This is a genomic window from Staphylococcus pseudoxylosus, assembly GCF_003697915.1.
Lineage (GTDB): Bacteria > Bacillota > Bacilli > Staphylococcales > Staphylococcaceae > Staphylococcus > Staphylococcus pseudoxylosus.
Window position 1 is genome coordinate 105,777 of sequence record NZ_RCVN01000008.1, and the last position, 22,149, is coordinate 127,925.

Genomic DNA, 22,149 nt, shown 5'->3' on the forward strand with positions numbered 1-22,149 from the left:
AGTACTGACAAAATCTTTAGAAAGGATACGCCTTGTGTGGTTTCAATTGTAGAAGTGCTACACTTAATGTTAGGTTTCGGTACTTTCATCGTTACCTTATTAGGTTTAGTAATCGCAATTGTTAAATCAAGCCATAAAAAATAACCATCTCTAACTTTGGCGAGGATGAGATGATTATTTAATCATTATTAAATTCTAGCCACCGTCTTTTTAACGGGCTTACTAGGGCGACACACGTAAGTGTGTCGCCCTTTTTCTATTTATAAATTAACACAGTATAACAATATAATCAATTCTATTATTCTGTACATTATGTTGGCTGTTTATTCTACTCATGAATGTCCTTTTTCTATTAAAGATGGTAATATCACTTTCTATATCTAAAAGTATAATTAACTGTATATATTTCTTGGGTGCTACAAAATGTTTTGGTAAACACTATTGGGGTATTAAATGATAGCTGGCAATAAAGTTTTCTGTTTGATTAAACTAATAGCATTGGTTTATTGTGAATACTTAAGTATAAAATTATTTTATAAATCAAGTCATTATTGAGTTTGTCGTGTTTTAAAACTATTAAAATAGGTAACTATAAGTTGTCTATTGATTTGTCTAGCAAATAAAAGGAGTGTTTTTATGGGATTTGTATTAATGATTATTGTAGGTGGCGTAATAGGATGGCTTGCTGGTATTATTTTAGGCAAAGACGTCCCGGGAGGAATTATTGGGAATATTATTGCGGGATTAATTAGTTCTGCAATAGGAAGTCGCTTACTAGGTACATGGGGACCTGTATTAGGTGGTGTGCCAATCTTACCAGCTTTAATTGGAGCAATTGTTTTAATTTTAATTGTTTCATTAGTGATGAAAGCTATTAGAAAATAAATTATGTTTTATAAAAGTAAATTAATCGCCTCTTAGGAGGGAATAATTTACTTTTTTTATTTTAGTGGTGAAACAATATTGTCTATTTACAATATTGTATTTTAATGTGAATTAAACGAAATGGTTAATTTAGTGTTAAAGAAGAATTGGAAATGTACAAGTCTTAGTTTAATCTTAAATGATATTCTTGAAATAAGATGTTTGTCGTTACTTATGTCTCTGCTTACTAAGCATTATTTATTATACTCAGGTCGTCGTTTTTATTATAAAAAAATAATACCCCATATTTATATTTTTAATATAGTTCAATACTTTCCTACTGTATCTCATCAATTTTAATGATTTTTAAAAGAGAAATGTTAAGTTATTGTAAAAAGCATTGAACAATTTTGTTGTGCGTAATAAAATAGTGTTATGAAGTACTCCATTACTTCATTCTTTTTGAGCCACCTTCTCCCTTGGAAGGTGGTTATTTTTTATGTAATTTTCTCAAAATGTTTGTTTAAAAATAAATTGAAAAGTGTAAATAGATTTAATAGTAAGAACTTTGATTTTAAATTTATATCAAATAGGTTATTTGTGTTGCAAGTGATTAAATTATGTTATCTTATTAGGGCGCTTTATTTAAAAAAATAATTAAGTGTTTGTATAAAACATATCTCCATATTGAGTAGTTCAAATGCGAAAGGAAATACATATTTTGATAATCAATATAAACAGTTTTAATACAAAAACGATATAGAAGGAGATTATTGAATTGGAAAAATTACTATCTATCATAGTACCTGTTTACAACAAAGCGTATTTTCTAGAAACGTGTATAGAATCTATCAATAAACTTAATATCAATAAAGATAAAATAGAAGCGATTTTTGTTGATGATCGTTCAAGTGATAATTCATTAGAAATTGTTGAATCATTTGCTACTAAATATGATTTTATAAAGGTAATACAATTAGCTGAAAATACAGGTAGCCCATCTGAACCTAGAAATGTAGGAATGAAGAATGCTACAGGTGAATATATAACTTTTTTAGATGCTGATGATTGGTTAGATCCAGAAGGGCTCCCAACATTATTAAATCAAGCAAAAGATCATCATTCTGATGTAGCTTTTGGCCAAAGCGTTAAACATACAGAAAAAGCTATAAAGAAAATTGGAAGATTTAGTTCTTATAAAAATGATAATCACTTGGTTCCATACGAAATCGAAAAAATATTCAGAGCAGTTGGTCCACCAGGCAAAATAATTAAGCGCGATATTATCATTGATAACAAAATTTATTTTAAACATATGAAGTACGGCGAAGATAAATTATTTTTTATAGAAGCAATATCTAAATGTCAAACAGCTTCAATGAATCCTAAACCGACCTATCACGTGAACCGTTATACTTATAATCAATCATTAGTTGGACAAACGGATATAATTGAAAAAACTAAATTAAATTTAACAGTTTTAGATGAAGTTCTGAAACTTGAACTTCCAAGTAATGCAGAATTTCAAGCGATTAGTCGAATTGTCGAAGTTGATTATATGTCGCGATTATTTAAAAATAATCGGTTTTTAAAAGCTGAAAATAAACCCGTATTTTATAAATTATTTGATGAAATGGTACTAATGTTAGCATCATACGGTAAAAATATTGAAGATTATTTACTAACTGATACATTTAAAAATATTTATCAATTCTTGAAAAACAAAGAATATCAAAAATTAATAGAATTGATAACTATGCTACAACAAGGTGGTAAAGCAAATAAGTTTGTTGAAAATAATCGAGTCCACTTCTTAATGCCAGAAACTTTAAGTGATGCTTTACCAATCAAAGATCCAGTATTTGCTGTATATGAAGGCACGCATTTAATAGAGGGAGCTTTTAAAGATGTAATTCGTGTATATAAAGATGATCAAACAATTATTGATAAAGTAATGCTGAATGAAATAAATAATGAAATACATGATGTGACTATCGATTTTGAAATAAATAGTAATTATATTTATATCGATACGGAAGATTTGAACCAATGTGATTTCGCATTCAATATATCTCTAATCTATGATGGATATAAATCAATTTATGTGAATATGAATTTACCTAATGCAAGTCAAAGGGCAAGTTTAAACAGACAAAACTTTAAAGCCGAGTTTGTATCAGCGACAAAGTCTAGAAATAAAGCTAATAGTTTAAATGAATATTTAACATATAAACCGAATTCGGTATCGCTTGTTAAAAAAGCGAATTTATATGAAGATGTTGAATTTAAACAACTTGCTAAAGAAACTTTAGAAATTGGAGAATTGGTTGATATTGCGGATGTTGTGAAAACTGCTAAAGGCACTCCAAGGTTTATTACATCTGATGGTTACTATTTAACTGCTAATAAAAAGAATGTATACCCTGTTGATAAAGACAAGAAAGATAAGTATATATATTGTAAACCTAATGATGTTACTGTTTTGAAGAAGTGTAAAGAGTACAAAAATAGAAATTTTGAGGGCGAACCAGTTAATATTTTAAATTCAGGTGATAATTTAGAAGTTCAAAAAATAGTTTTATCGTCTAAAGGTACGCCGAGACTCAAAACTAACCGTGGCACCTTTATTACGGCAAATCTTGAATTTGTAACAGAAACATAAATTTTCACAGATATTTGACCAATAATCATTTATAGAATATTAAGAATGGAAATGAAGCTATGAAGATATCTGTATAGATATCTTCATAGCTTTAGACTGTCGACAAAGTCTCTGATTTTGTTGGCAGTTTTTTTGTGCACGTTTTACGAGGGTATTGCCTTAGTCTGTTGTCTTTGGGCTAGTGATCTTCACGCAGTAGTCGAGCCTAATATCTGCCAATATTTAACTGAAAAGATTATAATATTTAAATTTAACGGTGGTGGCATTTATTATGTTGAATAAAGCAATTGTTAAAGCGAGCAACTTATGCTTGAAAGGTCATTGCTATTTTTAAAAATAAAGGTCCACCATAAGTAGGTTTTTTGAATTATCTAATATTATTAAAGAATTCTAAATGCTGTTTTAATATAATATTTACACAATTGTAGTTGATTTAATTGTGCATAATACACTTAGGAATTCAAAACTGTTTCGAAAATCAAATAAATTAACAGATAAAGCAAATTTATAGTTAAGTAAGAAAAAACAGACAATTTAATTACGTATTATCTTATAGTAAATGTAAGGAACGATAGCTAAACAAAATAATTAATTGAAAGCATCGTTTTCAACATAAAAACAGTCATAATAATTAAAATTTAACGAGGAGTGTTTACAATGGAAGGTTTATTCGAAGCAATCAAAAACACAGTTCAAGCTGGTGTCGCAGGAGATGGCGCTAAATTAGGGACAAGCATTGTAAGTATCGTAGAAAATGGTGTAGGTTTAGCATCAAAATTATTCGGATTCTAGATTTTAATTTAATATAAATCAATTAACTCATAAAGGAGATATTTAAATGACTAAATTAGCAGAAGCAATTGCAAACACAGTAGAAGCAGCAAAATCAGGTAGTGGTGCAGATTTAGGTTCAAGTATTGTAGATATCGTATCAAGCGGTGCAAGCTTAGTAGGAAAATTATTCGGACTATAAGTCTTTTATAAATAAAAAAATACAAATTAAAGGGGTAATTAATTATGGCAGGATTATTTGAAGCAATCAAAGAAACAGTACAAGCAGGTGTCGCAGGAGACGGCGCTAAATTAGGAACAAGCATCGTAAGCATCGTAGAAAATGGTGTAGGCTTAGTTTCAAAATTATTCGGATTCTAGTCTTTAATTTCAAATAAATTATACTAATAACTCATAAAGGAGAAATGTTAAATGACTAAATTAGCAGAAGCAATTGCAAACACAGTAGAAGCAGCAAAATCAGGTAGTGGTGCAGATTTAGGTTCAAGCATTGTAGATATCGTATCAAGCGGTGCAAGCTTAGTAGGAAAATTATTCGGACTATAAGTCTTTTATAAATAAAAAAATACAAATTAAAGGGGTAATTAATTATGGCAGGATTATTTGAAGCAATCAAAGAAACAGTACAAGCAGGTGTCGCAGGAGACGGCGCTAAATTAGGAACAAGCATCGTAAGCATCGTAGAAAACGGTGTAGGCTTAGTTTCAAAATTATTCGGATTCTAGTTTTTCAAAATATATACAATGGTCAGGGTGATAACCTTGGCCATTTTTTTATGTGTAAAAAATGTGTATACTGAAATGATTAAAGACAAATAGTGGTGAATGGAGGAGGATTCAAATGACAATCAAAAATTTGCTGATAGATTTTGATGATACATTAGTAGATTTTCATGATGCTGAAGCTTACGCATTTGATAAACTGACAAAAAATTATAATTTAAAAACCAATAAAGCAGATTTAGAAGTTTTTATGAAAGTTAACCAAGCACATTGGGATGCATTTCAAAAAAATGAGCTTACTAAAGATGAAGTGTTAAGTAAAAGGTTTGAAGCGTACTTTAAGTTACATGGTTTAGTAATAGATGGTTCAGAAGCAGATTATATATTTAGAGATGAGTTAGCTAATGCGCCTATTAAACATTTTACAAATACGGTTGAAACACTAGATATACTAAAAGATAATTATGATTTGTATATAGTCACTAATGGTGTTTTAGAAACACAGGAACGTAGAATTGAGAAAACTAACATCGGTCATTGGTTTAAGGGTGTGTTTGTATCAGAACAAACAGGATATCAAAAACCAATGCCAGAATTTTTTGATTATGTATTTGATAAAATTGGTGAAGAAAAACGTGAAGAATCAATGATTATCGGTGATTCAGTGACTTCTGATATATTAGGAGGCAAAAATGCTGAAATAGTAACTTGCTGGTTTAACCCTCGAAAAAAGGTGAACGAGACAACAATAAGACCTGATTATACAATTTCTGCATTAGATGAAATAGTGGCTCATATTCAATAAAAAAGGCGGGATAGAAATCATAAGTTTAAAAATTGATTTCATAGACCCGCTTTTTTATATTGCTCTGTATTTCTAAAGAATTATAATGAGTGCACAGTGGTTAATAGAGTATACGCTTATTATAATAAATTTAAATTATTGATTTGGTGACCACACTAAAACATCATGTCCTTCTTTGTTGGTTTCTTCTAAATCGGTGAAACCATGTTTGATGAAAAATGGTTTTGATTGATTACGTGCAATTACTTTAATTGGTAATCCTTGATCCTTAGCGAAATCTAATAATGCTTTACCGTAACCTCGATTTTGGAAATCACGTAAAACCTCTAACTTCCACAATACATTATAATCGTCGAAATTAGGGAAGTGTGTCTCTTCTACATCACCTTTACGATATAGTGCCATCCTTGCACCTAATCGATCACCGACATAAACGCCATAAAATGGTGAATCTGAACTTGCATCAATCATCTCACCGCGAAGCTCATCAACTAAATATAAGTCTCCATTGCCAAAGTTCCTAAAATCTTCGAATAATTCGTCAGTTCTGTAATTAATATCAAGACGCTTTACACTAGTCATCGCATCTTCCCCCTTTGTATTATTAAGTATTATTATACCTTATTTTATGACTTTTTTCACAAAAATGACTGCTTGAAACTCTATTTTGTTAATTTATTATCTTTTTTAAATCTATCTAAACATAAAAAATTTGAACAGTTGCAACATTAATGTTTAGGTATATTGAATAAGTCTCTATTTTGAAAATTTGATATTTATAAGCCGTATAATTGTCAATATTGGATATAAACTTTATACTGATTAGGAATAGAGTAACATAAGGAGAATTACGCATGGATTGTATGACGACAAAACTCAATGAAAAAGATCAATTTATATCAAAACTAAAAAAAAGTGATTCAACGCTAAGGCAGTTTTATAACTTAGATGCCATGGATGAAAAGAGTTATGATGAACGCTTAACAGCTTCTAATAATGGTAGAGAAGTTGAATTAGCTAATATCATAAAAGAATATATGAGTGATTTATCTTTAACTGAACAACAAGAAAGAAATATTGCATTATTAAGTGAAGGTGCGAAGGTGATTATTGGAGGGCAACAAGCCGGTTTGTTCGGTGGACCATTATATACTTTCCATAAAATCTTTTCTATTATTACATTAAGTGAGAAGTTATCGAATGAATATGATAAAAACGTGGTCCCTGTTTTTTGGATTGCTGGGGAAGACCATGATTTTGATGAAGTTAACCATACTTATGCCTATAATACACAATATGCTAAATTGCAAAAAATAAAATATCATACAATGACACCTCCTGAAACTAGTGTTTCTAGGTATTATCCCGATAAAGCACAATTAAAAGAAACTTTAGAACAGTTTTTTAAACAAATGACCGAAACAGCACACTCTAAACCATTATTAAAAATGTGTAATGACATTATTGAAGAGAATGACAGTTGGACAGATATGTTTAAAGCTTTGTTACACGAAGTATTTAAGTTTTATGGTTTGTTAATTATCGATGCAAATGATGCTAATTTAAGAAGTTTGGAACAACCATTTATAAAGCATATGATTGAACATCATAGTGAAGTAGATGAAGCATTTAGAAAGACACAACAGCAAACCATAGCAAGTGGATTAGAACAAATGATCCAAACAGATACGAATGTCCATATATTCATGCATGATGACAATATGAGACAATTATTAACTTTTAAAGATGATAAATTTTATTTGAATAAATCAGATAAATATTTTTCAAAAGAGGAATTGTTAAAAATAGTAGATTCTGACCCGCAGCGCTTTTCAAATAATGTTGTTACTAGACCAGTTATGGAAGAATGGTTGTTTAATACAGTTGCTTTTGTCGGAGGACCAAGTGAAATTAAATATTGGACTGAATTAAGTGGTGTATTTAAAACTTTAGATGTAACGATGCCGATTGTATTACCACGTTTACGTATTAGCTATTTATATGAGAGAACTGAAAAACTGATTAAACAATATCAATTGGATAAAACTTCAATTATCGAAAAAGGTATTGAAGATGACAAAGCGCAGTTCGTGCGCGCACAAGCTTCACAAGAGTTTATAAATCAAATAGAACGTTTGAAAGAACAACAAGATCAGTTATATCAAACATTGCAAGCTGAAGTAGCTGATAACAATGATAATAAACAATTATTGGATAAAAATAATGAAATACACCAGAAGCAATATGATTATTTAATTAACAGATATTTATTAAATATTGAACGAGAAAATGAAATTAGCATTAAACATTTTAAAGAATTAAGTGAAGTGCTCCATCCAATGGGAGGATTACAAGAAAGAATCTGGAATCCGCTACAAATTATGAATGATTTTGGGATGGATGTGTTCAATCCCTCCACCTATCCACCACTTTCTTACACTTTTGATCATATTATCGTTAAACCTTAGAGCAGCAAGCTTTAGCCCGATTCGTCTAAAAGATGAATCGGGCATTTTTTTATGTAAAACGATAAATTTTGGTGAATATTGTATAATTAGTGGAGGATAGTGGTGAGATGTGGTAAATTATATATATGAGAAGGTGAGGTGATTATAAATGTTCATGGGAGAATACGAACATCAGTTGGATACAAAAGGACGCATGATTGTTCCATCAAAATTTCGTTATGACTTAAATGAGCGTTTTATAATCACTCGTGGCCTTGATAAATGTTTGTTTGGTTATACTTTGGAAGAATGGCAAGTTATTGAAGAAAAAATGAAAACCTTACCAATGACTAAGAAAGATGCACGTAAATTTATGCGTATGTTCTTTTCTGGTGCTGTTGAAGTAGAACTTGATAAACAAGGGCGTATTAACATTCCGCAGAACTTACGCCAATATGCAAACTTAAGTAAGGAATGTACAGTAATAGGTGTCTCAAATAGAATAGAAATTTGGGATAGAGAAACTTGGAACAGCTTCTATGATGAATCTGAAGATAGTTTTGAAGATATTGCTGAAGACTTAATTGACTTTGATTTTTAATATGGAGGCGTTATTTTGTTTCATCATGTCAGCGTAATGCTCAAAGAGACCATTGATTATTTGAATATAAAAGAAGATGGCGTGTATGTCGACTGTACATTAGGTGGAGCAGGTCATGCACTATATTTAATAAATCAACTGGGTGACAAAGGAAGACTGATAGCAATAGATCAAGATACTACGGCTATTGAAAATGCAAAAGAAGTTTTAAAAGATCATTTGCATAAAGTAACCTTTGTCCATAACAACTTTAGAAAATTAACTGAAATTTTAAATGATTTGAATATTGAAAAAGTTGATGGTATTTATTACGACTTAGGTGTCTCTAGCCCACAGCTAGACGTTCCTGAGCGTGGTTTTAGTTATCATCACGATGCGAAGTTGGATATGCGTATGGACCAATCCCAATCATTATCAGCCTATGAAGTCGTTAATGATTGGGAGTTTGAAAAATTAGTGAAAATTTTCCATCGCTACGGCGAAGAGAAGTTTGCTAAACAAATTGCCCGACGCATTGAACAAAACAGAGAACAACAGCCAATCGAAACGACATTAGAACTTGTTGATGTCATAAAAGAAGGTATACCTGCCAAAGCAAGGCGAAAAGGTGGGCATCCAGCAAAAAGAATTTTCCAAGCAATTAGAATAGCGGTAAATGATGAATTATCATCATTTGAAGACTCATTAGAACAAGCGATAGATTTAGTAAAAGTAGATGGTAGAATTTCAGTCATAACCTTCCATTCGTTGGAAGATCGTTTATGCAAGCAAATGTTTCAAGAGTACGAAAAGGGGCCAGATGTACCAAGGGGATTGCCAGTCATACCCGAAGCATACACACCTAAATTGAAACGCGTTAACCGTAAACCTATTACCGCTACTGATGAAGATTTAGAAAATAATAATAGAGCGCGTAGTGCGAAGTTACGTGTTGCAGAAATATTAAAATAAGGAGTGAATGTTGAGTGGCAGTAGAAAAGATATATCAACCTTATAATGAACCAGAAACACAAATTCCTGAGTCGCAACCGTCGACCCAGCCCAAAACCGTAAAACGCAAAGTCGTAGTTAAACTTACAAAATTTGAGAAAATGTTATACATAGGACTTATAACAGTAATTGCATTGATAAGTATTTATATGCTATCTTTAAAAATGGATGCGTATGATACTCGAGGAAAAATTGCAGATTTAGATACAAAAATCGAAAAACAATCAAGTGAAAATAGCGCAATAGAATCTGAAATTAAAAAGAACTCTTCATATGAACGCATTTACGATAAGGCCAAAAACGAAGGAATGAGCCTTAAGAACGACAATGTAAAGGTAGTGCGTAATAATGGCGAAGCGAAAAATTAGATTAAAAAAACCCAAGTTTCTTATTAAACAAAGTAAAATAGGGGCAGTCCTACTCATTCTTGGATTCGGACTGCTCTTTTTTACGTTGGTTTTAAGATACTCATATATAATGTTAACTGGACATTCTTCAGGCGAAGATTTAATCATGAAGGCAAACGAAAAGTATTTAGTTAATAGCCAGCAACAACCTGAACGTGGAAAAATCTATGACCGGAACGGAAAAATTTTGGCAGAAGATGTAGAACGGTATAAAGTCGTTGCTATTGTTGATAAAAAAGCAAGTGAAGGTAGCGATAAGCCAAAACACGTTACAGATAAGAAAGAAACAGCTAAGAAATTAGCAACAGTCATCGATATGTCAGCAAAAGAAATTGAAGACAAATTAGATAATAAAAAAGCGTTCCAAGTTGAATTTGGACAAAAAGGAACTGATTTAACATATCAAGAAAAAGAAAAGATTGAAAAAATGAAGTTACCTGGTGTAACACTTTATCCAGAGACTGAACGTTTTTATCCTAATGGCAACTTTGCATCACATCTAATTGGAATGGCTCAAAAAGATCCAGATAGCGGTGATTTAAAAGGCGCTATGGGTGTTGAGAAAATTTTTGATAGTTATTTATCTGGACAAAAAGGAGCATTATCTTATATCCATGATATTTGGGGCTATATTGCACCTAATACTAAGAAAGAAAAAACACCTCAACGTGGCGATGATGTACATTTAACACTAGATTCTAATATTCAAGTATTTGTTGAAGAAGCATTGGATGGCATGGTAGAACATTATAAACCGAAAGATTTATTCGCTGTGGTAATGGATGCACATACTGGTGAAATATTAGCGTTTAGTCAGCGACCTACATTTAATCCAGAAACAGGAAAAGACTTTGGTAAGAAATGGGCGAATGATTTATATCAAAACACGTATGAACCTGGTTCAACCTTTAAATCTTATGGCTTAGCAGCAGCTATTCAAGAAGGTAAATTTGACCCAGATAAAAAATATACAGCTGAACCTAGAGAAGTCATGGGATCAAAAATTTCTGACTGGAACAAAGTCGGTTGGGGAGAAATTCCAATGTCACTAGGATTCACATATTCATCTAACACATTAATGATGCACCTGCAAGATTTAGTTGGCGCAGATAAAATGAAAGACTGGTATGAGAAATTTGGTTTCGGCCAATCTACCAACGGCATGTTTGATGGTGAAGCTACTGGCGGTATCGCTTGGGATAATGAAGCGCAACAGAAAACTTCTTCATTTGGTCAATCTACTACGGTAACACCAGTGCAAATGCTTAAAGCGCAATCTGCCTTCGTTAACGGTGGTAATATGATTAAGCCTTGGTACGTTGATAACGTAACGAATCCTGTTAGCAAAGATACTTTTTATAAAGGTAAGAAAGAATATGATGGTAAACCTATAACGAAAGATACTGCTAAAAAAGTACGTACGGAACTAGATAAAGTTGTAAATAGTGAGGATAGCCATGCTAAAAACTATCAAATTGATGGTTATGATGTTGCAGGTAAAACAGGTACAGCACAAGTTGCGGATCCAGACAACGGTGGTTATGCAGAAGGTGAAAACCCATATTTTGTTAGCTTTATAGGTGATGCACCCAAAGATGATCCTGAGGTAATCGTTTATGCTGGTATGAGTTTAGCCCAGAAAAATGACCAAGAAGCCTATGAAATGGGTGTCAGTAAAGCATTTAAACCTATTATGGAAAATACACTGAAATATCTAAATGTTGGAGATAAAAATTCTAAAGACAACTCAGATGTGAAATATAGTAAAGTTCCTAACGTTGAAGGACAAGAAACTCAAAAAGCGCAAGATAAAATAAATGGTAAGTCTTTAAAACCAATAGTTATTGGTAATGGAGAAAAAGTTACTAAGCAATCTGTGAGCGCTAATAAAGAAGTATTGCCTAACAGTAAAGTATTATTACTGACAGACAGTGATATTACAATGCCTGATATGACAGGTTGGTCGAAAGAAGAGGTTGTCGCATTTGAGTTACTTACTAAGACTAAAGTAACGACAAAAGGTAGCGGATTTGTATCGAACCAATCAGTAACTAAAGGACAAAAAATAAGCAGCAAAGATAAAATTGAAGTAACGTTATCATCGGAAGATGTTAACGGTCAAAATTCAAAAGCTGAATCTGATTCGAATAAAGATTCAGATGACCAAAAAGACGCTAAAGACAATAAGGATTCAAAAGATAAAGAAGAAAACAAAGACTCAGATGAAAATAAAGATTCAAAAGACAATGAATCGTAGGCTGAGCTAAGTTGGTTATTCTAAATGAGAGCTTTCATTAGAATTTAAAACTTATTATGTAATCAATTTTGAGGTGTGAATTAGAAGTAGGCTAATCATTGAGCGTTGCAATAAAGTAGCAACACTTTCAATTGATTAGCTACGAACCTCAATACATAAGGCTAACCGACAAGCATAACGACTTAATCCAATTAAATAAAGGAGCACAATATGGTTTATTTACTCGCAATTATCGCACTGTTAATCACGTTTATATTAGTTCCAGTGCTAATACCAACGTTGAAACGAATGAAATTTGGACAAAGCATTAGAGAAGAAGGCCCACAGAGCCACATGAAGAAAACAGGTACACCTACAATGGGTGGATTAACTTTTCTGATTAGTATTATTGTAACTTCAATTTTAGCAATCATTTTTATGGATAATTCTAATCCTATAATCTTGTTATTATTTGTAACAGTAGGTTTTGGTTTGATTGGATTTATTGATGATTACATCATCGTTGTAAAGAAAAACAATGAAGGTTTAACAAGTAAGCAAAAATTCTTAGCTCAAATAGGTATTGCAGTTATCTTCTTTATTTTAAGCCAAGTGTTTAACTTAACTGATTTTTCTACTGGCATTCATTTGCCATTTACAAATATTGAAGTACCACTTTCCATTGCATATGTAATTTTCATAGTCTTTTGGCAAGTAGGGTTTTCAAATGCTGTTAATTTAACAGATGGATTAGATGGATTAGCAACAGGATTATCTATCATTGGCTTTGTAATGTATGCAATTATGGCTTACTTACAAGGTGCAACATCTATCGGATTGTTCTGTGTTATTATGATTTTTGCATTGATTGGTTTCTTACCATTCAATTTAAATCCGGCTAAAGTCTTCATGGGAGACACAGGCAGTTTAGCTTTGGGTGGGATATTTGCTACGATTTCTATTATGCTAAACCAAGAATTGTCACTGATTTTCATTGGTTTTGTATTTGTGGCAGAAACCTTATCCGTTATGATACAGGTAACTTCATTCAAATTGACTGGAAAACGTATTTTCAAAATGTCGCCATTGCATCATCATTTCGAATTAATTGGTTGGAATGAGAAGAAAGTTACGACAGTATTCTGGACAGTAGGCTTGATTACAGGACTCATCGGTTTATGGATTGGAGTGAACTAAATTGCTGAAATATACAGAATTAGAAAATAAAAATGTATTAGTTATTGGATTAGCGAAAAGTGGTTATGAAGCTGCGAAATTATTAAAAAAACTTGGTGCAAATGTAATCGTCAATGACGGTAAAGATTTGAGTCAAGATGCACATGCAATAGATTTAGAAAATATGGGAATTACTGTAATTGGTGGAGAACACCCACTTTCCTTGTTAGATAGTAACCCGATTATTTTTAAAAACCCGGGCATTCCATATAATGTTCCGCTGATAGAAGCAGCAACTGAAAAAGGATTGAAAATATTAACAGAAGTAGAACTAAGTTATTTAATATCAGAAGCACCAATTATCGGTGTGACAGGTACAAATGGTAAAACAACAGTCACTTCATTAATTGGAGATATGTTTCAAAAAAGTAGGGTAACGGGTAAGCTGTCAGGTAACATTGGTTATGTGGCTTCAAAAGTAGCGCAAGAAGTCACAGCTGATGACTATTTGGTTACGGAGTTATCGTCTTTCCAATTACTTGGTATCGACAAGTATAAACCTCATATCGCTATAATTACGAATATATATTCAGCGCATCTTGACTATCATGAATCACTAGAAAATTATCAAAATGCTAAGAAAAAAATATATATTAATCAAACCGAAAATGATTACTTAATTTGTAATTATCATCAACGTCACTTAATCGAATCTGAGTCATTGAAAGCAAAAACATATTATTTTTCAACACATCAAGAAGTAGATGGAATTTATGTTGAGGGTGGCTACATCGTATTTAAAGGATTTAGAATCATTCATATAGATGATCTTGTACTACCTGGTGAACATAATTTGGAAAATATCCTTGCAGCAGTATTGGCTGCATTACTTTCTGGAGTTTCTGTTAAAGCAATTATTGATAGTTTGACATCATTCTCAGGTATTGAACACCGCTTACAATATATTGGAACGAATAAAACGAATAAGTACTACAATGATTCAAAAGCTACGAATACATTGGCTACACAATTTGCATTAAATTCATTTAAACAACCAATCATTTGGTTATGTGGTGGGCTAGATCGTGGCAATGACTTTGATGAACTTATTCCACATATGAAAAATGTAAGAGTTATGGTAACTTTCGGTGAGACAAAAGAAAAATTCGTGAAGTTAGGTGAAAGTCAAGGTAAGTACGTCATTACAGCTTCTGATGTGCAAGATGCTGTAGATAAGATACAGTCTGTCATAGAACCAAATGACGTGGTATTATTATCGCCAGCATGTGCAAGTTGGGATCAGTACAATACTTTTGAAGAGCGTGGAAATAAATTTATTAAGAGTTTCCAAGCTAATTTACCTTCTTTTTAAAGGGTGTGATATTAAATGTCTGACAAAGTTAGTGAATTTGACTCTGATTACTTAAAAGAGAAACGAGCAAAAAGACGTAAAAGACAAAAGCAAATTCAATATTCAGTATTTGGTGTTTTATTATTTATAATTATTTTAATATTGATTTATATGTTTACACCTTTGAGTAAGATTAGTAGTGTAGAGATTAGCGGGAATGATAATATATCTAAGAATCAAATTAATAAAGCTATAAACGTAAAAGACAATTCGAGAATGTACACTTATAGCACCACGAAAGCTCAAAACAAACTTGAAGAAAGTACACTCATTAAAAATGCAGAAGTAAAAAAACATTTTCCGAATAAGTTAACTGTGAAAGTGTCAGAAAAGCAAATTGTAGCTCTAACTAAAAAGAAAGATAAATATGTACCTGTTTTAGAAGACGGTACAGAGTTAGAAGATTATGATGGTAACGCTACTGATAATGGACCAATTCTTGAAGGATTTGAAAAAGATAAAAAAGAAAAGATTATACAAGCGCTTTCTGAAATGCCTGCAAAGGTGAGAGGGATGATAGCAGAAATTAAATTTGACCCTCAAGAAAATGCACAAAATCAAATCAAATTATTCACAACAGATGATATTCAAATTCTTGGCAATTTAAATACAATTGGTAAAAAAATGAAATACTATCCGCAAATGTCACAATCATTAGAACGTGATGAATCTGGAGAATTAAAAAAAGCGGGATATATTGATTTATCAGTAGGTGCATCGTTTATTCCATATAGTGGTGGTAGCACTACAAAATCTTCAAGTGACCAAAATGTGGATAAGGGTACAACAGAAGAAGATAAGGCAAAAGACGAGCTTCAAAGTGCATTAAATAAGATTAATGAGAAAACGGACAAAAATAATTAAAAAATTTCGACAAATACTTATCTTTATAGTTCACAAGCATCAAAACCTATTGTAAACTATTAATAGTGTGAATTTGAATAAGTTATTGTCAGGAGGTGCCTATCTATGGAAGAGCATTATTACGTAAGTATAGATATCGGTTCATCGAGCGTTAAAACGATAGTAGGCGAGAAATTTCACAACGGTATAAATGTGATAGGTACAGGACAGACCTACACAAGTGGGATTAAAAATGGTCTTATTGATGATTTCGATATTGCTAAACAAGCAATTAAAGATACAATCAAGAAAGCCTCTATTGCTTCAGGAGTAGATATTAAGGAAGTATTTTTAAAACTACCTATTATCGGAACAGAGGTATTTGATGAATCCAATGAAATAGAATTTTATGAAGATACAGAATTAGATGGTACACATATTGAAAGTGTACTTGAAAGTATTCGAGATAAAAATGACGTACCAGAAACTGAAATCATTAACGCTTTCCCAATTAAATTTATTGTTGATGGCGAGAATGAAGTTTCTGATCCAAAAGAATTGATTGCTAGACATAGTCTGAAAGTTGAAGCTGGCGTTATTGCAATACAGAAATCAATATTAATTAATATGATTAAATGTGTTGAATCATGTGGTGTGGATGTACTTGATGTATATTCAGATGCATATAACTATGGCTCAGTGCTTTCAGCTACTGAAAAAGAATTAGGCGCATGTGTCATCGATATCGGAGAAGATATCACGCAACTTGCATTTTACGAGCGTGGTGAATTAGTTGATGCAGATGCATTAGAAATGGCAGGTCGAGATATTACTGAAGATATAGCTACAGGCTTAAACACTTCATATGAGACTGCTGAAAAAATTAAACATCAATATGGACACGCTTTCTTTGACTCTGCTTCTGATCATGATGTGTTTACCGTTGAACAAGTCAATAGTGACGAAGAAGCGGAATTTACCCAAAAAGATTTAGCAGACATAATTGAAGCACGCGTCGAAGATATTTTCTTTAATGTGTTTGAAGTGTTACAAGAATTAGGACTTACAAAAGTAAATGGTGGTTTTGTCATCACAGGTGGTTCTGCAAACTTATTAGGAGTTAAGGAATTGCTTCAAGATATGGTGAGTGAGAAAGTGAGAATTCACACACCATCACAAATGGGAATTAGAAAACCTGAGTTCTCATCAGCAATTTCAACAATTTCTAGTAGCATTACTTTCGACGAATTACTAGATTATGTTACAATTAGTAATCATGACAGTGAAGAATTCGAGGAAGAAGTCATCGAATCTGATGAAAGAGAACATAGTACAAAATCAAGTGGATTTGATTGGTTTAAGAAAAAATCGAACAAACATGAAGAACCTCAAACGTCATCAACTGAGTCAAGAGAAGCAACTAATGCTGTTGAAGCAGAAGAAGAGCCAGAGGTGTACGATAACGAAGTAAACATCGATCATGATGAAGAACGTAAACCTCAAGACAAAGAAGAAGGTAAATTCAAAAAACTTATGAAATCTCTATTCGATTGATTGGCCATTAAAACTAGGAGGAAATATAAATGTTAGAATTTGAACAAGGATTTAATCATTTAGCGACGTTAAAAGTCATCGGTGTAGGGGGCGGCGGTAATAACGCTGTAAACCGTATGATTGACCATGGTATGAATAATGTTGAATTTATTTCAATTAATACGGATGGACAAGCTTTAAATTTATCAAAAGCTGAGTCTAAAATCCAAATTGGTGAAAAATTAACACGTGGTTTAGGTGCTGGTGCAAACCCTGAAATTGGTAAAAAAGCTGCTGAAGAGTCACGTGAACAAATTGAAGATGCTATCCAAGGCGCAGATATGGTATTCGTAACTGCTGGTATGGGTGGCGGTACTGGTACAGGTGCTGCTCCAGTTGTAGCAAAAATTGCTAAAGAAATGGGCGCATTAACAGTAGGCGTTGTAACACGTCCGTTTGGTTTTGAAGGTCGTAAACGTCAAACACAAGCTGCAGCAGGTGTTGAAGCAATGAAAGCTGCTGTTGATACATTAATCGTTATCCCTAATGATCGTTTATTAGACATCGTTGATAAATCAACACCAATGATGGAAGCGTTCAAAGAAGCAGATAACGTATTACGTCAAGGTGTTCAAGGTATCTCTGACTTAATCGCTGTATCTGGTGAAGTTAACTTAGACTTTGCAGACGTTAAAACAATTATGTCTAACCAAGGTTCAGCTTTAATGGGTATTGGTGTTTCTTCAGGTGAAAATCGTGCAGTAGAAGCTGCTAAAAAAGCAATTTCTTCACCATTATTAGAAACTTCTATTGTAGGTGCGCAAGGTGTACTTATGAATATTACAGGTGGAGAATCATTATCACTTTTCGAAGCGCAAGAAGCAGCTGATATCGTGCAAGATGCAGCAGACGAAGATGTGAATATGATTTTTGGTACAGTAATTAACCCAGAATTACAAGATGAAATCGTTGTAACAGTTATTGCAACTGGTTTTGAAGACAAACCTTCATCACAAGGTCGTAAAGCTTCGAACACAGGTTTTGGTAATAGTGCAACAAGCGGAAGTACTACTAAAGAAGACACAATTTCTTCAAGTTCAGTAGGTGCTTCACAAGCATCATCAGATAGTGCGAGTGAAAGTAGAGCCCACACAACTAACGAAGATGATATTCCAAGTTTCATCAGAAATAGAGAAGAAAGACGTTCAAGAAGAACTAGACGTTAGTCGCAACAATTTTTGTAGACTAAATTAAATAATAAAGTGTCATCAGGTCAGTAGATCTGATGACTTTTTTAAATTTAAGTAATAATAAAATGTTGCTTTTATATATCCTATGGAGGTTTGTGGTCATGCAAGAAAAATTTATTAAAAAGCATCATATATTAGACTATGAGGACAATTATTTAAAAAAAGTAAAATTGGGTATAACAACAAGAGAAGATGGTTTGAGTCCTTTCCCTCGAAACGCCTTTAATATGGCAAGATATATTGATGATAATCAACAGAGTATCACTCAACATCAAGAAATGCTCGCTGCTGCAATTGATTTTCCTAGAGAGCAATGGGTTTTTCCGATTCAAACTCATGAAAATCATGTTGTAGAAGTAACTGAACAAGATAGAGGTACTAATATTGATTCACTGACAGAACGCTTGCATGGTGTAGATGGTTTGTACACATATGATGAAAATATTCTGCTTACAATGTGTTATGCTGACTGTGTACCTATTTACTTTTATAGCGAAAAGCATCATTTTATAGGTCTTGCACATGCTGGTTGGAGAGGGACTGTTGGTCAAATCGTCATCGAAATGGTGTCACATATAGATTTTGAGTTATGTGATTTAAATGTTGTCATTGGGCCAGCAACGTCTACTTCTTATGAAATTAACGATGATATAAAGTCTAAATTTGAAGAATTACCGATAGATATTAATCAATATATAAAAACTAGAGGTGCAGATAGACATGGTATTGATTTAAAACTTGCAAATGCATTATTGCTGGAAAAAGCAGGTGTTCCTAAAGATAATATTTATATAACAGACTATGCGACATCTGAAGATTTATCATTATTCTTTTCTTACAGAGTAGAAAAAGGAGATACGGGTCGAATGTTAGCATTTATTGGTCAATAACGAAGAGGTGGATAGAATTGGACGTACAATATAATTTAAAATGTATAAGTGAACAAATACAAACACATTGCGAAAAGGGTAATATTTCAACAATGCCAAACGTGATTGCAGTGACAAAGTATGTTACAATAGACCGAGCTAATGATGCATATAATGCAGGAATTAGACATTTCGGTGAGAATCGTTTGGAAGGGTTTCAGCAAAAGAAAGCAGCCCTACCCAAGGACGCCGTAATGCATTTTATAGGTTCTTTACAAACTAGAAAAGTTAAAGAAATTATCAATGAAGTTGATTATTTCCACGCATTAGATCGTTTGAAATTAGCAAAAGAAATTGATAAAAGAGCTGAACATAAAATTAAATGTTTTGTACAAGTGAATGTATCTGGTGAATCATCTAAACAAGGTGTTTCATTATCAGAGGTTAACACTTTTATCGAAGCGTTAAAGCAATATGAAAATATAGAAATCGTTGGTCTTATGACGATGGCTCCTTTAACTGAAGATGAGCCATATATAAAAAGCTTGTTTCAATTATTAAAAACAAAAAGAGATGAAATTAAAGCGCTCAATTTAAATTATGCACCTTGTACTGAGCTATCTATGGGAATGAGTAATGATTATCATTTAGCCGTTGAAGCAGGTGCATCGTTTGTGAGAATTGGGACTAAACTTGTAGGAAAAGAGGAGTGAGCCCCGTGGCTTTAAAAGATTTATTTAATGGATTTTTCGTTGTAGAAGAGGAAGATGACGAATTAGAAGCGCCGCATGAAGAAGAACAAAATAGAAACCAAAACAAACAACAAGCACAGTCTCAAAGCAACTTTAATGAACAATCAAACAATGGTTATACAGAAAAACCAAGATCAATACAGTCCGTTCCCAAGAAACAATCAACAAGATTACAGCAATCATCGGGAGAAAGGAAGTATCAAATGAATAACAGTTCATCTAAAAATAATACAAGGAACGTTGTGAATATGAATAATCAAGAACAAGATCAATTTGATTTTGCACAAGAAAGTTCTAAGATGTGTTTATTTGAACCCCGTGTTTTTTCAGATACACAAGATATTGCAGACGAACTTAAGAATCGTCGTGCTACATTAGTAAATTTACAACGCATTGATAAAGTTTCTGCTAAACGTATTATAGACTTTTTAAGTGGTACTGTTTATGCAATTGGCGGAGATATTCAACGCGTTGGATCAGATATATTCTTATGTACACCTGACAATGTTGAAGTTGCAGGAAGTATCACTGATCAAATAGAAAATATGGAATACCAAGGTGAATAGAGGTAAAAATAGATGGATATTGGTTTATTAGCAAACATATTTAATTTTATTTTATTCTTGGTTCAGATATATTATTATGGGATGATTGTATACTTTGTTATGTCATGGATTCCCAATGCACGTGAAAATAAATTCGGTCAATTTTTAGCAAAGTTATATGAGCCGTTTTTAGAACAATTCCGTAAAATTATACCACCAATTGGGATGATCGACATTTCATCAATCGTTGCAATAGTAGTACTTGTACTATTCCAAAGAGGTTTAGCAAACATATTTGACTTGATTTTAAGGAATCTAATGTAACGGATTGTATAAAACTTAACGAACTAACATAAAATAAATGACAAGCACCTAACGTTAAATAACGAGAGGTGCTTTGTATTGTATTTGGAGTGATACAAATCGATATTTACCAACATTTCAGAAAAGAAGAACATGATTTAATAGATCAACTTATTGATAAATGTAATCGTGCCAATGATCAATATGCGCCTGTATTGACAACATTTCTTGATCCACGTGGTCAATTTATAATGGAGGTTGTTGCAGGTAGCTTTGATGATTTGAACGTTACATTTTATGGTGGGCCATACGCAGAAAGAAAAAGGGCTTTTATTGCGCCAAGTTACTTTGAACCAACTAAAGAAGAATTCGAAATTGTATTGATTGAAGTTGATTACCCAAAAAAATTTGTAACACTACAACATCAGCATATTTTAGGCACAATTATGTCGCTTGGAATTGAGAGAGAGCAGTTAGGTGACATTGTTGTATCAGATAAGATTCAATTTACTTTGACAAAGCAACTTGAATCTTATATTATATTAGAATTAAATAAAATCAAAGGTGCAACAGTTAAACTTAATTCTATTCCTATAAAAGATATGATACAATCAAAAGAGAATTGGCAAACATTTGATACAACAGTAAGTGGCTTAAGGTTAGATGTTGTATTAAAAGATATGATACGAAAATCTCGAACTATTGCAAAACAATTAATAGACAAAAAACGTGTTAAAGTAAATCATACAGTGGTTGATGCCGCAGACTTTCAACTTGATAGTGGCGACTTGTTGTCAATACAAGGATTCGGTAGAGCTATGATTACTGACATAGGCAGTAAAACTAAAAAGGATAAAATTAGAATTTCTTACAAAACGTTATTCAAATAGTGGTATAATAAGCTATCATATAATTTGAGACTACATCTTTAACGCTTTGCA

25 protein-coding genes are annotated in these 22,149 nt (G+C 32.4%); 24 read left to right on the top strand and 1 reads right to left on the bottom strand.

The genetic code is table 11. From position 1 onward, the window contains the following. The first annotated feature begins 36 nt into the window (after nt 1–36). The 9 genes from D9V42_RS08685 to D9V42_RS08725 all read left to right on the top strand — a co-directional run bounded on the left by D9V42_RS08685 (nt 37) and on the right by D9V42_RS08725 (nt 5,845). Nucleotides 37–144: a putative holin-like toxin gene (locus tag D9V42_RS08685; RefSeq protein ID WP_081325011.1), complete on the top strand. Its 108-nt coding sequence runs from the start codon at nt 37–39 to the stop codon at nt 142–144. 492 nt (nt 145–636) lie between these two features. Next, nucleotides 637–885, top strand: a complete 249-nt coding sequence (locus D9V42_RS08690) for a GlsB/YeaQ/YmgE family stress response membrane protein (protein WP_122064468.1) — start codon at nt 637–639, stop codon at nt 883–885. Nucleotides 886–1,642: 757 nt separating this feature from the next. Next, a complete protein-coding gene (locus D9V42_RS08695) occupies nt 1,643–3,526 on the top strand; it encodes a DUF5776 domain-containing protein (RefSeq protein ID WP_122064470.1) in 1,884 nt (627 codons plus the stop codon). Between the two features lie 657 nt (nt 3,527–4,183). Continuing rightward, nucleotides 4,184–4,318: a beta-class phenol-soluble modulin gene (locus tag D9V42_RS08700; protein ID WP_039066869.1), complete on the top strand. Its 135-nt coding sequence runs from the start codon at nt 4,184–4,186 to the stop codon at nt 4,316–4,318. Nucleotides 4,319–4,364: 46 nt separating this feature from the next. Next, a complete protein-coding gene (locus tag D9V42_RS08705) occupies nt 4,365–4,499 on the top strand; it encodes a beta-class phenol-soluble modulin (RefSeq protein WP_037556990.1) in 135 nt (44 codons plus the stop codon). A 44-nt stretch (nt 4,500–4,543) separates the two neighbouring features. Then, nucleotides 4,544–4,678, top strand: a complete 135-nt coding sequence (locus D9V42_RS08710) for a beta-class phenol-soluble modulin (RefSeq protein ID WP_107531955.1) — start codon at nt 4,544–4,546, stop codon at nt 4,676–4,678. A gap of 51 nt (nt 4,679–4,729) precedes the next feature. Next, complete coding sequence (locus D9V42_RS08715; RefSeq protein ID WP_037556990.1) at nt 4,730–4,864, top strand: beta-class phenol-soluble modulin; 135 nt, start codon at nt 4,730–4,732, stop codon at nt 4,862–4,864. A gap of 44 nt (nt 4,865–4,908) precedes the next feature. After that, nucleotides 4,909–5,043 carry a beta-class phenol-soluble modulin gene (locus tag D9V42_RS08720; protein ID WP_107531955.1) on the top strand — a complete coding sequence of 45 codons (135 nt, stop codon included), beginning with the start codon at nt 4,909–4,911 and terminating at the stop codon, nt 5,041–5,043. Nucleotides 5,044–5,158: 115 nt separating this feature from the next. After that, nucleotides 5,159–5,845 (top strand): YjjG family noncanonical pyrimidine nucleotidase, encoded by a 687-nt coding sequence (locus D9V42_RS08725; protein WP_107555793.1) that lies wholly within the window; start codon nt 5,159–5,161, stop codon nt 5,843–5,845. Between the two features lie 135 nt (nt 5,846–5,980). Here the strand turns inward: D9V42_RS08725 and D9V42_RS08730 are convergent, their stop codons facing one another. Further along, nucleotides 5,981–6,427: an N-acetyltransferase gene (locus tag D9V42_RS08730; RefSeq protein ID WP_107555794.1), complete on the bottom strand. Its 447-nt coding sequence runs from the start codon at nt 6,425–6,427 to the stop codon at nt 5,981–5,983. Nucleotides 6,428–6,699: 272 nt separating this feature from the next. Between D9V42_RS08730 and bshC the strand changes: the two genes are divergently transcribed. From bshC to D9V42_RS08805, 15 genes are all read left to right on the top strand, one after another. Beyond that, a complete protein-coding gene (bshC, locus tag D9V42_RS08735; RefSeq protein ID WP_122064472.1) occupies nt 6,700–8,313 on the top strand; it encodes a bacillithiol biosynthesis cysteine-adding enzyme BshC in 1,614 nt (537 codons plus the stop codon). Between the two features lie 148 nt (nt 8,314–8,461). Then, complete coding sequence (gene mraZ / locus D9V42_RS08740; protein WP_017724208.1) at nt 8,462–8,893, top strand: division/cell wall cluster transcriptional repressor MraZ; 432 nt, start codon at nt 8,462–8,464, stop codon at nt 8,891–8,893. Between the two features lie 15 nt (nt 8,894–8,908). Further along, complete coding sequence (gene rsmH, locus D9V42_RS08745) at nt 8,909–9,844, top strand: 16S rRNA (cytosine(1402)-N(4))-methyltransferase RsmH (protein WP_107531865.1); 936 nt, start codon at nt 8,909–8,911, stop codon at nt 9,842–9,844. A 14-nt stretch (nt 9,845–9,858) separates the two neighbouring features. Next, on the top strand, nt 9,859–10,251 hold the full coding sequence (gene ftsL, locus D9V42_RS08750) for a cell division protein FtsL (RefSeq protein ID WP_017724210.1): 393 nt from the start codon (nt 9,859–9,861) through the stop codon (nt 10,249–10,251). Continuing rightward, nucleotides 10,232–12,547: a penicillin-binding protein gene (locus tag D9V42_RS08755; protein ID WP_122064473.1), complete on the top strand. Its 2,316-nt coding sequence runs from the start codon at nt 10,232–10,234 to the stop codon at nt 12,545–12,547. Before ftsL ends, D9V42_RS08755 begins: the two co-directional genes overlap by 20 nt. Before the next feature lie 210 nt (nt 12,548–12,757). Continuing rightward, nucleotides 12,758–13,723: a phospho-N-acetylmuramoyl-pentapeptide-transferase gene (mraY, locus tag D9V42_RS08760; RefSeq protein WP_107555798.1), complete on the top strand. Its 966-nt coding sequence runs from the start codon at nt 12,758–12,760 to the stop codon at nt 13,721–13,723. A gap of 1 nt (nt 13,724) precedes the next feature. Beyond that, nucleotides 13,725–15,074, top strand: coding sequence for a UDP-N-acetylmuramoyl-L-alanine--D-glutamate ligase (gene murD, locus D9V42_RS08765; RefSeq protein ID WP_122064475.1), 1,350 nt, complete (start codon nt 13,725–13,727; stop codon nt 15,072–15,074). A gap of 15 nt (nt 15,075–15,089) precedes the next feature. Next, nucleotides 15,090–15,977: a cell division protein FtsQ/DivIB gene (locus tag D9V42_RS08770; RefSeq protein ID WP_122064477.1), complete on the top strand. Its 888-nt coding sequence runs from the start codon at nt 15,090–15,092 to the stop codon at nt 15,975–15,977. 105 nt (nt 15,978–16,082) lie between these two features. After that, complete coding sequence (gene ftsA / locus D9V42_RS08775; RefSeq protein WP_122064479.1) at nt 16,083–17,510, top strand: cell division protein FtsA; 1,428 nt, start codon at nt 16,083–16,085, stop codon at nt 17,508–17,510. 29 nt (nt 17,511–17,539) lie between these two features. Then, nucleotides 17,540–18,715, top strand: coding sequence for a cell division protein FtsZ (gene ftsZ / locus D9V42_RS08780; RefSeq protein ID WP_017724216.1), 1,176 nt, complete (start codon nt 17,540–17,542; stop codon nt 18,713–18,715). 125 nt (nt 18,716–18,840) lie between these two features. Further along, entirely contained in the window at nt 18,841–19,629 is a 789-nt protein-coding gene (gene pgeF / locus D9V42_RS08785; protein WP_122064481.1) for a peptidoglycan editing factor PgeF, read from the top strand. Between the two features lie 17 nt (nt 19,630–19,646). Further along, complete coding sequence (locus tag D9V42_RS08790; protein ID WP_122064483.1) at nt 19,647–20,321, top strand: YggS family pyridoxal phosphate-dependent enzyme; 675 nt, start codon at nt 19,647–19,649, stop codon at nt 20,319–20,321. A gap of 5 nt (nt 20,322–20,326) precedes the next feature. Further along, entirely contained in the window at nt 20,327–20,926 is a 600-nt protein-coding gene (locus tag D9V42_RS08795) for a cell division protein SepF (RefSeq protein WP_017724219.1), read from the top strand. 12 nt (nt 20,927–20,938) lie between these two features. Next, nucleotides 20,939–21,229, top strand: coding sequence for a YggT family protein (locus D9V42_RS08800; RefSeq protein WP_070050310.1), 291 nt, complete (start codon nt 20,939–20,941; stop codon nt 21,227–21,229). An 89-nt stretch (nt 21,230–21,318) separates the two neighbouring features. Further along, the gene (locus D9V42_RS08805; RefSeq protein ID WP_122064485.1) at nt 21,319–22,098 is read left to right on the top strand and encodes a YlmH family RNA-binding protein; all 780 of its coding nucleotides are present in this window, start codon (nt 21,319–21,321) and stop codon (nt 22,096–22,098) included. The last annotated feature ends 51 nt before the right edge of the window (nt 22,099–22,149 follow it).

Excerpts from the sequence above, each read along its gene's own strand:
- D9V42_RS08770 (WP_122064477.1), top strand. The coding sequence starts at position 15,090 with ATGTCTGACAAAGTTAGTGAATTTGACTCTGATTACTTAAAAGAGAAA.
- ftsZ (WP_017724216.1), top strand. The coding sequence starts at position 17,540 with ATGTTAGAATTTGAACAAGGATTTAATCATTTAGCGACGTTAAAAGTC.
- D9V42_RS08710 (WP_107531955.1), top strand. The coding sequence starts at position 4,544 with ATGGCAGGATTATTTGAAGCAATCAAAGAAACAGTACAAGCAGGTGTC.
- ftsA (WP_122064479.1), top strand. The coding sequence starts at position 16,083 with ATGGAAGAGCATTATTACGTAAGTATAGATATCGGTTCATCGAGCGTT.
- bshC (WP_122064472.1), top strand. The coding sequence starts at position 6,700 with ATGGATTGTATGACGACAAAACTCAATGAAAAAGATCAATTTATATCA.
- D9V42_RS08690 (WP_122064468.1), top strand. The coding sequence starts at position 637 with ATGGGATTTGTATTAATGATTATTGTAGGTGGCGTAATAGGATGGCTT.
- D9V42_RS08720 (WP_107531955.1), top strand. The coding sequence starts at position 4,909 with ATGGCAGGATTATTTGAAGCAATCAAAGAAACAGTACAAGCAGGTGTC.
- D9V42_RS08725 (WP_107555793.1), top strand. The coding sequence starts at position 5,159 with ATGACAATCAAAAATTTGCTGATAGATTTTGATGATACATTAGTAGAT.
- D9V42_RS08700 (WP_039066869.1), top strand. The coding sequence starts at position 4,184 with ATGGAAGGTTTATTCGAAGCAATCAAAAACACAGTTCAAGCTGGTGTC.
- mraY (WP_107555798.1), top strand. The coding sequence starts at position 12,758 with ATGGTTTATTTACTCGCAATTATCGCACTGTTAATCACGTTTATATTA.
- D9V42_RS08730 (WP_107555794.1), bottom strand. The coding sequence starts at position 6,427 with ATGACTAGTGTAAAGCGTCTTGATATTAATTACAGAACTGACGAATTA.
- D9V42_RS08800 (WP_070050310.1), top strand. The coding sequence starts at position 20,939 with ATGGATATTGGTTTATTAGCAAACATATTTAATTTTATTTTATTCTTG.
- D9V42_RS08755 (WP_122064473.1), top strand. The coding sequence starts at position 10,232 with ATGGCGAAGCGAAAAATTAGATTAAAAAAACCCAAGTTTCTTATTAAA.
- D9V42_RS08715 (WP_037556990.1), top strand. The coding sequence starts at position 4,730 with ATGACTAAATTAGCAGAAGCAATTGCAAACACAGTAGAAGCAGCAAAA.
- D9V42_RS08705 (WP_037556990.1), top strand. The coding sequence starts at position 4,365 with ATGACTAAATTAGCAGAAGCAATTGCAAACACAGTAGAAGCAGCAAAA.
- mraZ (WP_017724208.1), top strand. The coding sequence starts at position 8,462 with ATGTTCATGGGAGAATACGAACATCAGTTGGATACAAAAGGACGCATG.
- pgeF (WP_122064481.1), top strand. The coding sequence starts at position 18,841 with ATGCAAGAAAAATTTATTAAAAAGCATCATATATTAGACTATGAGGAC.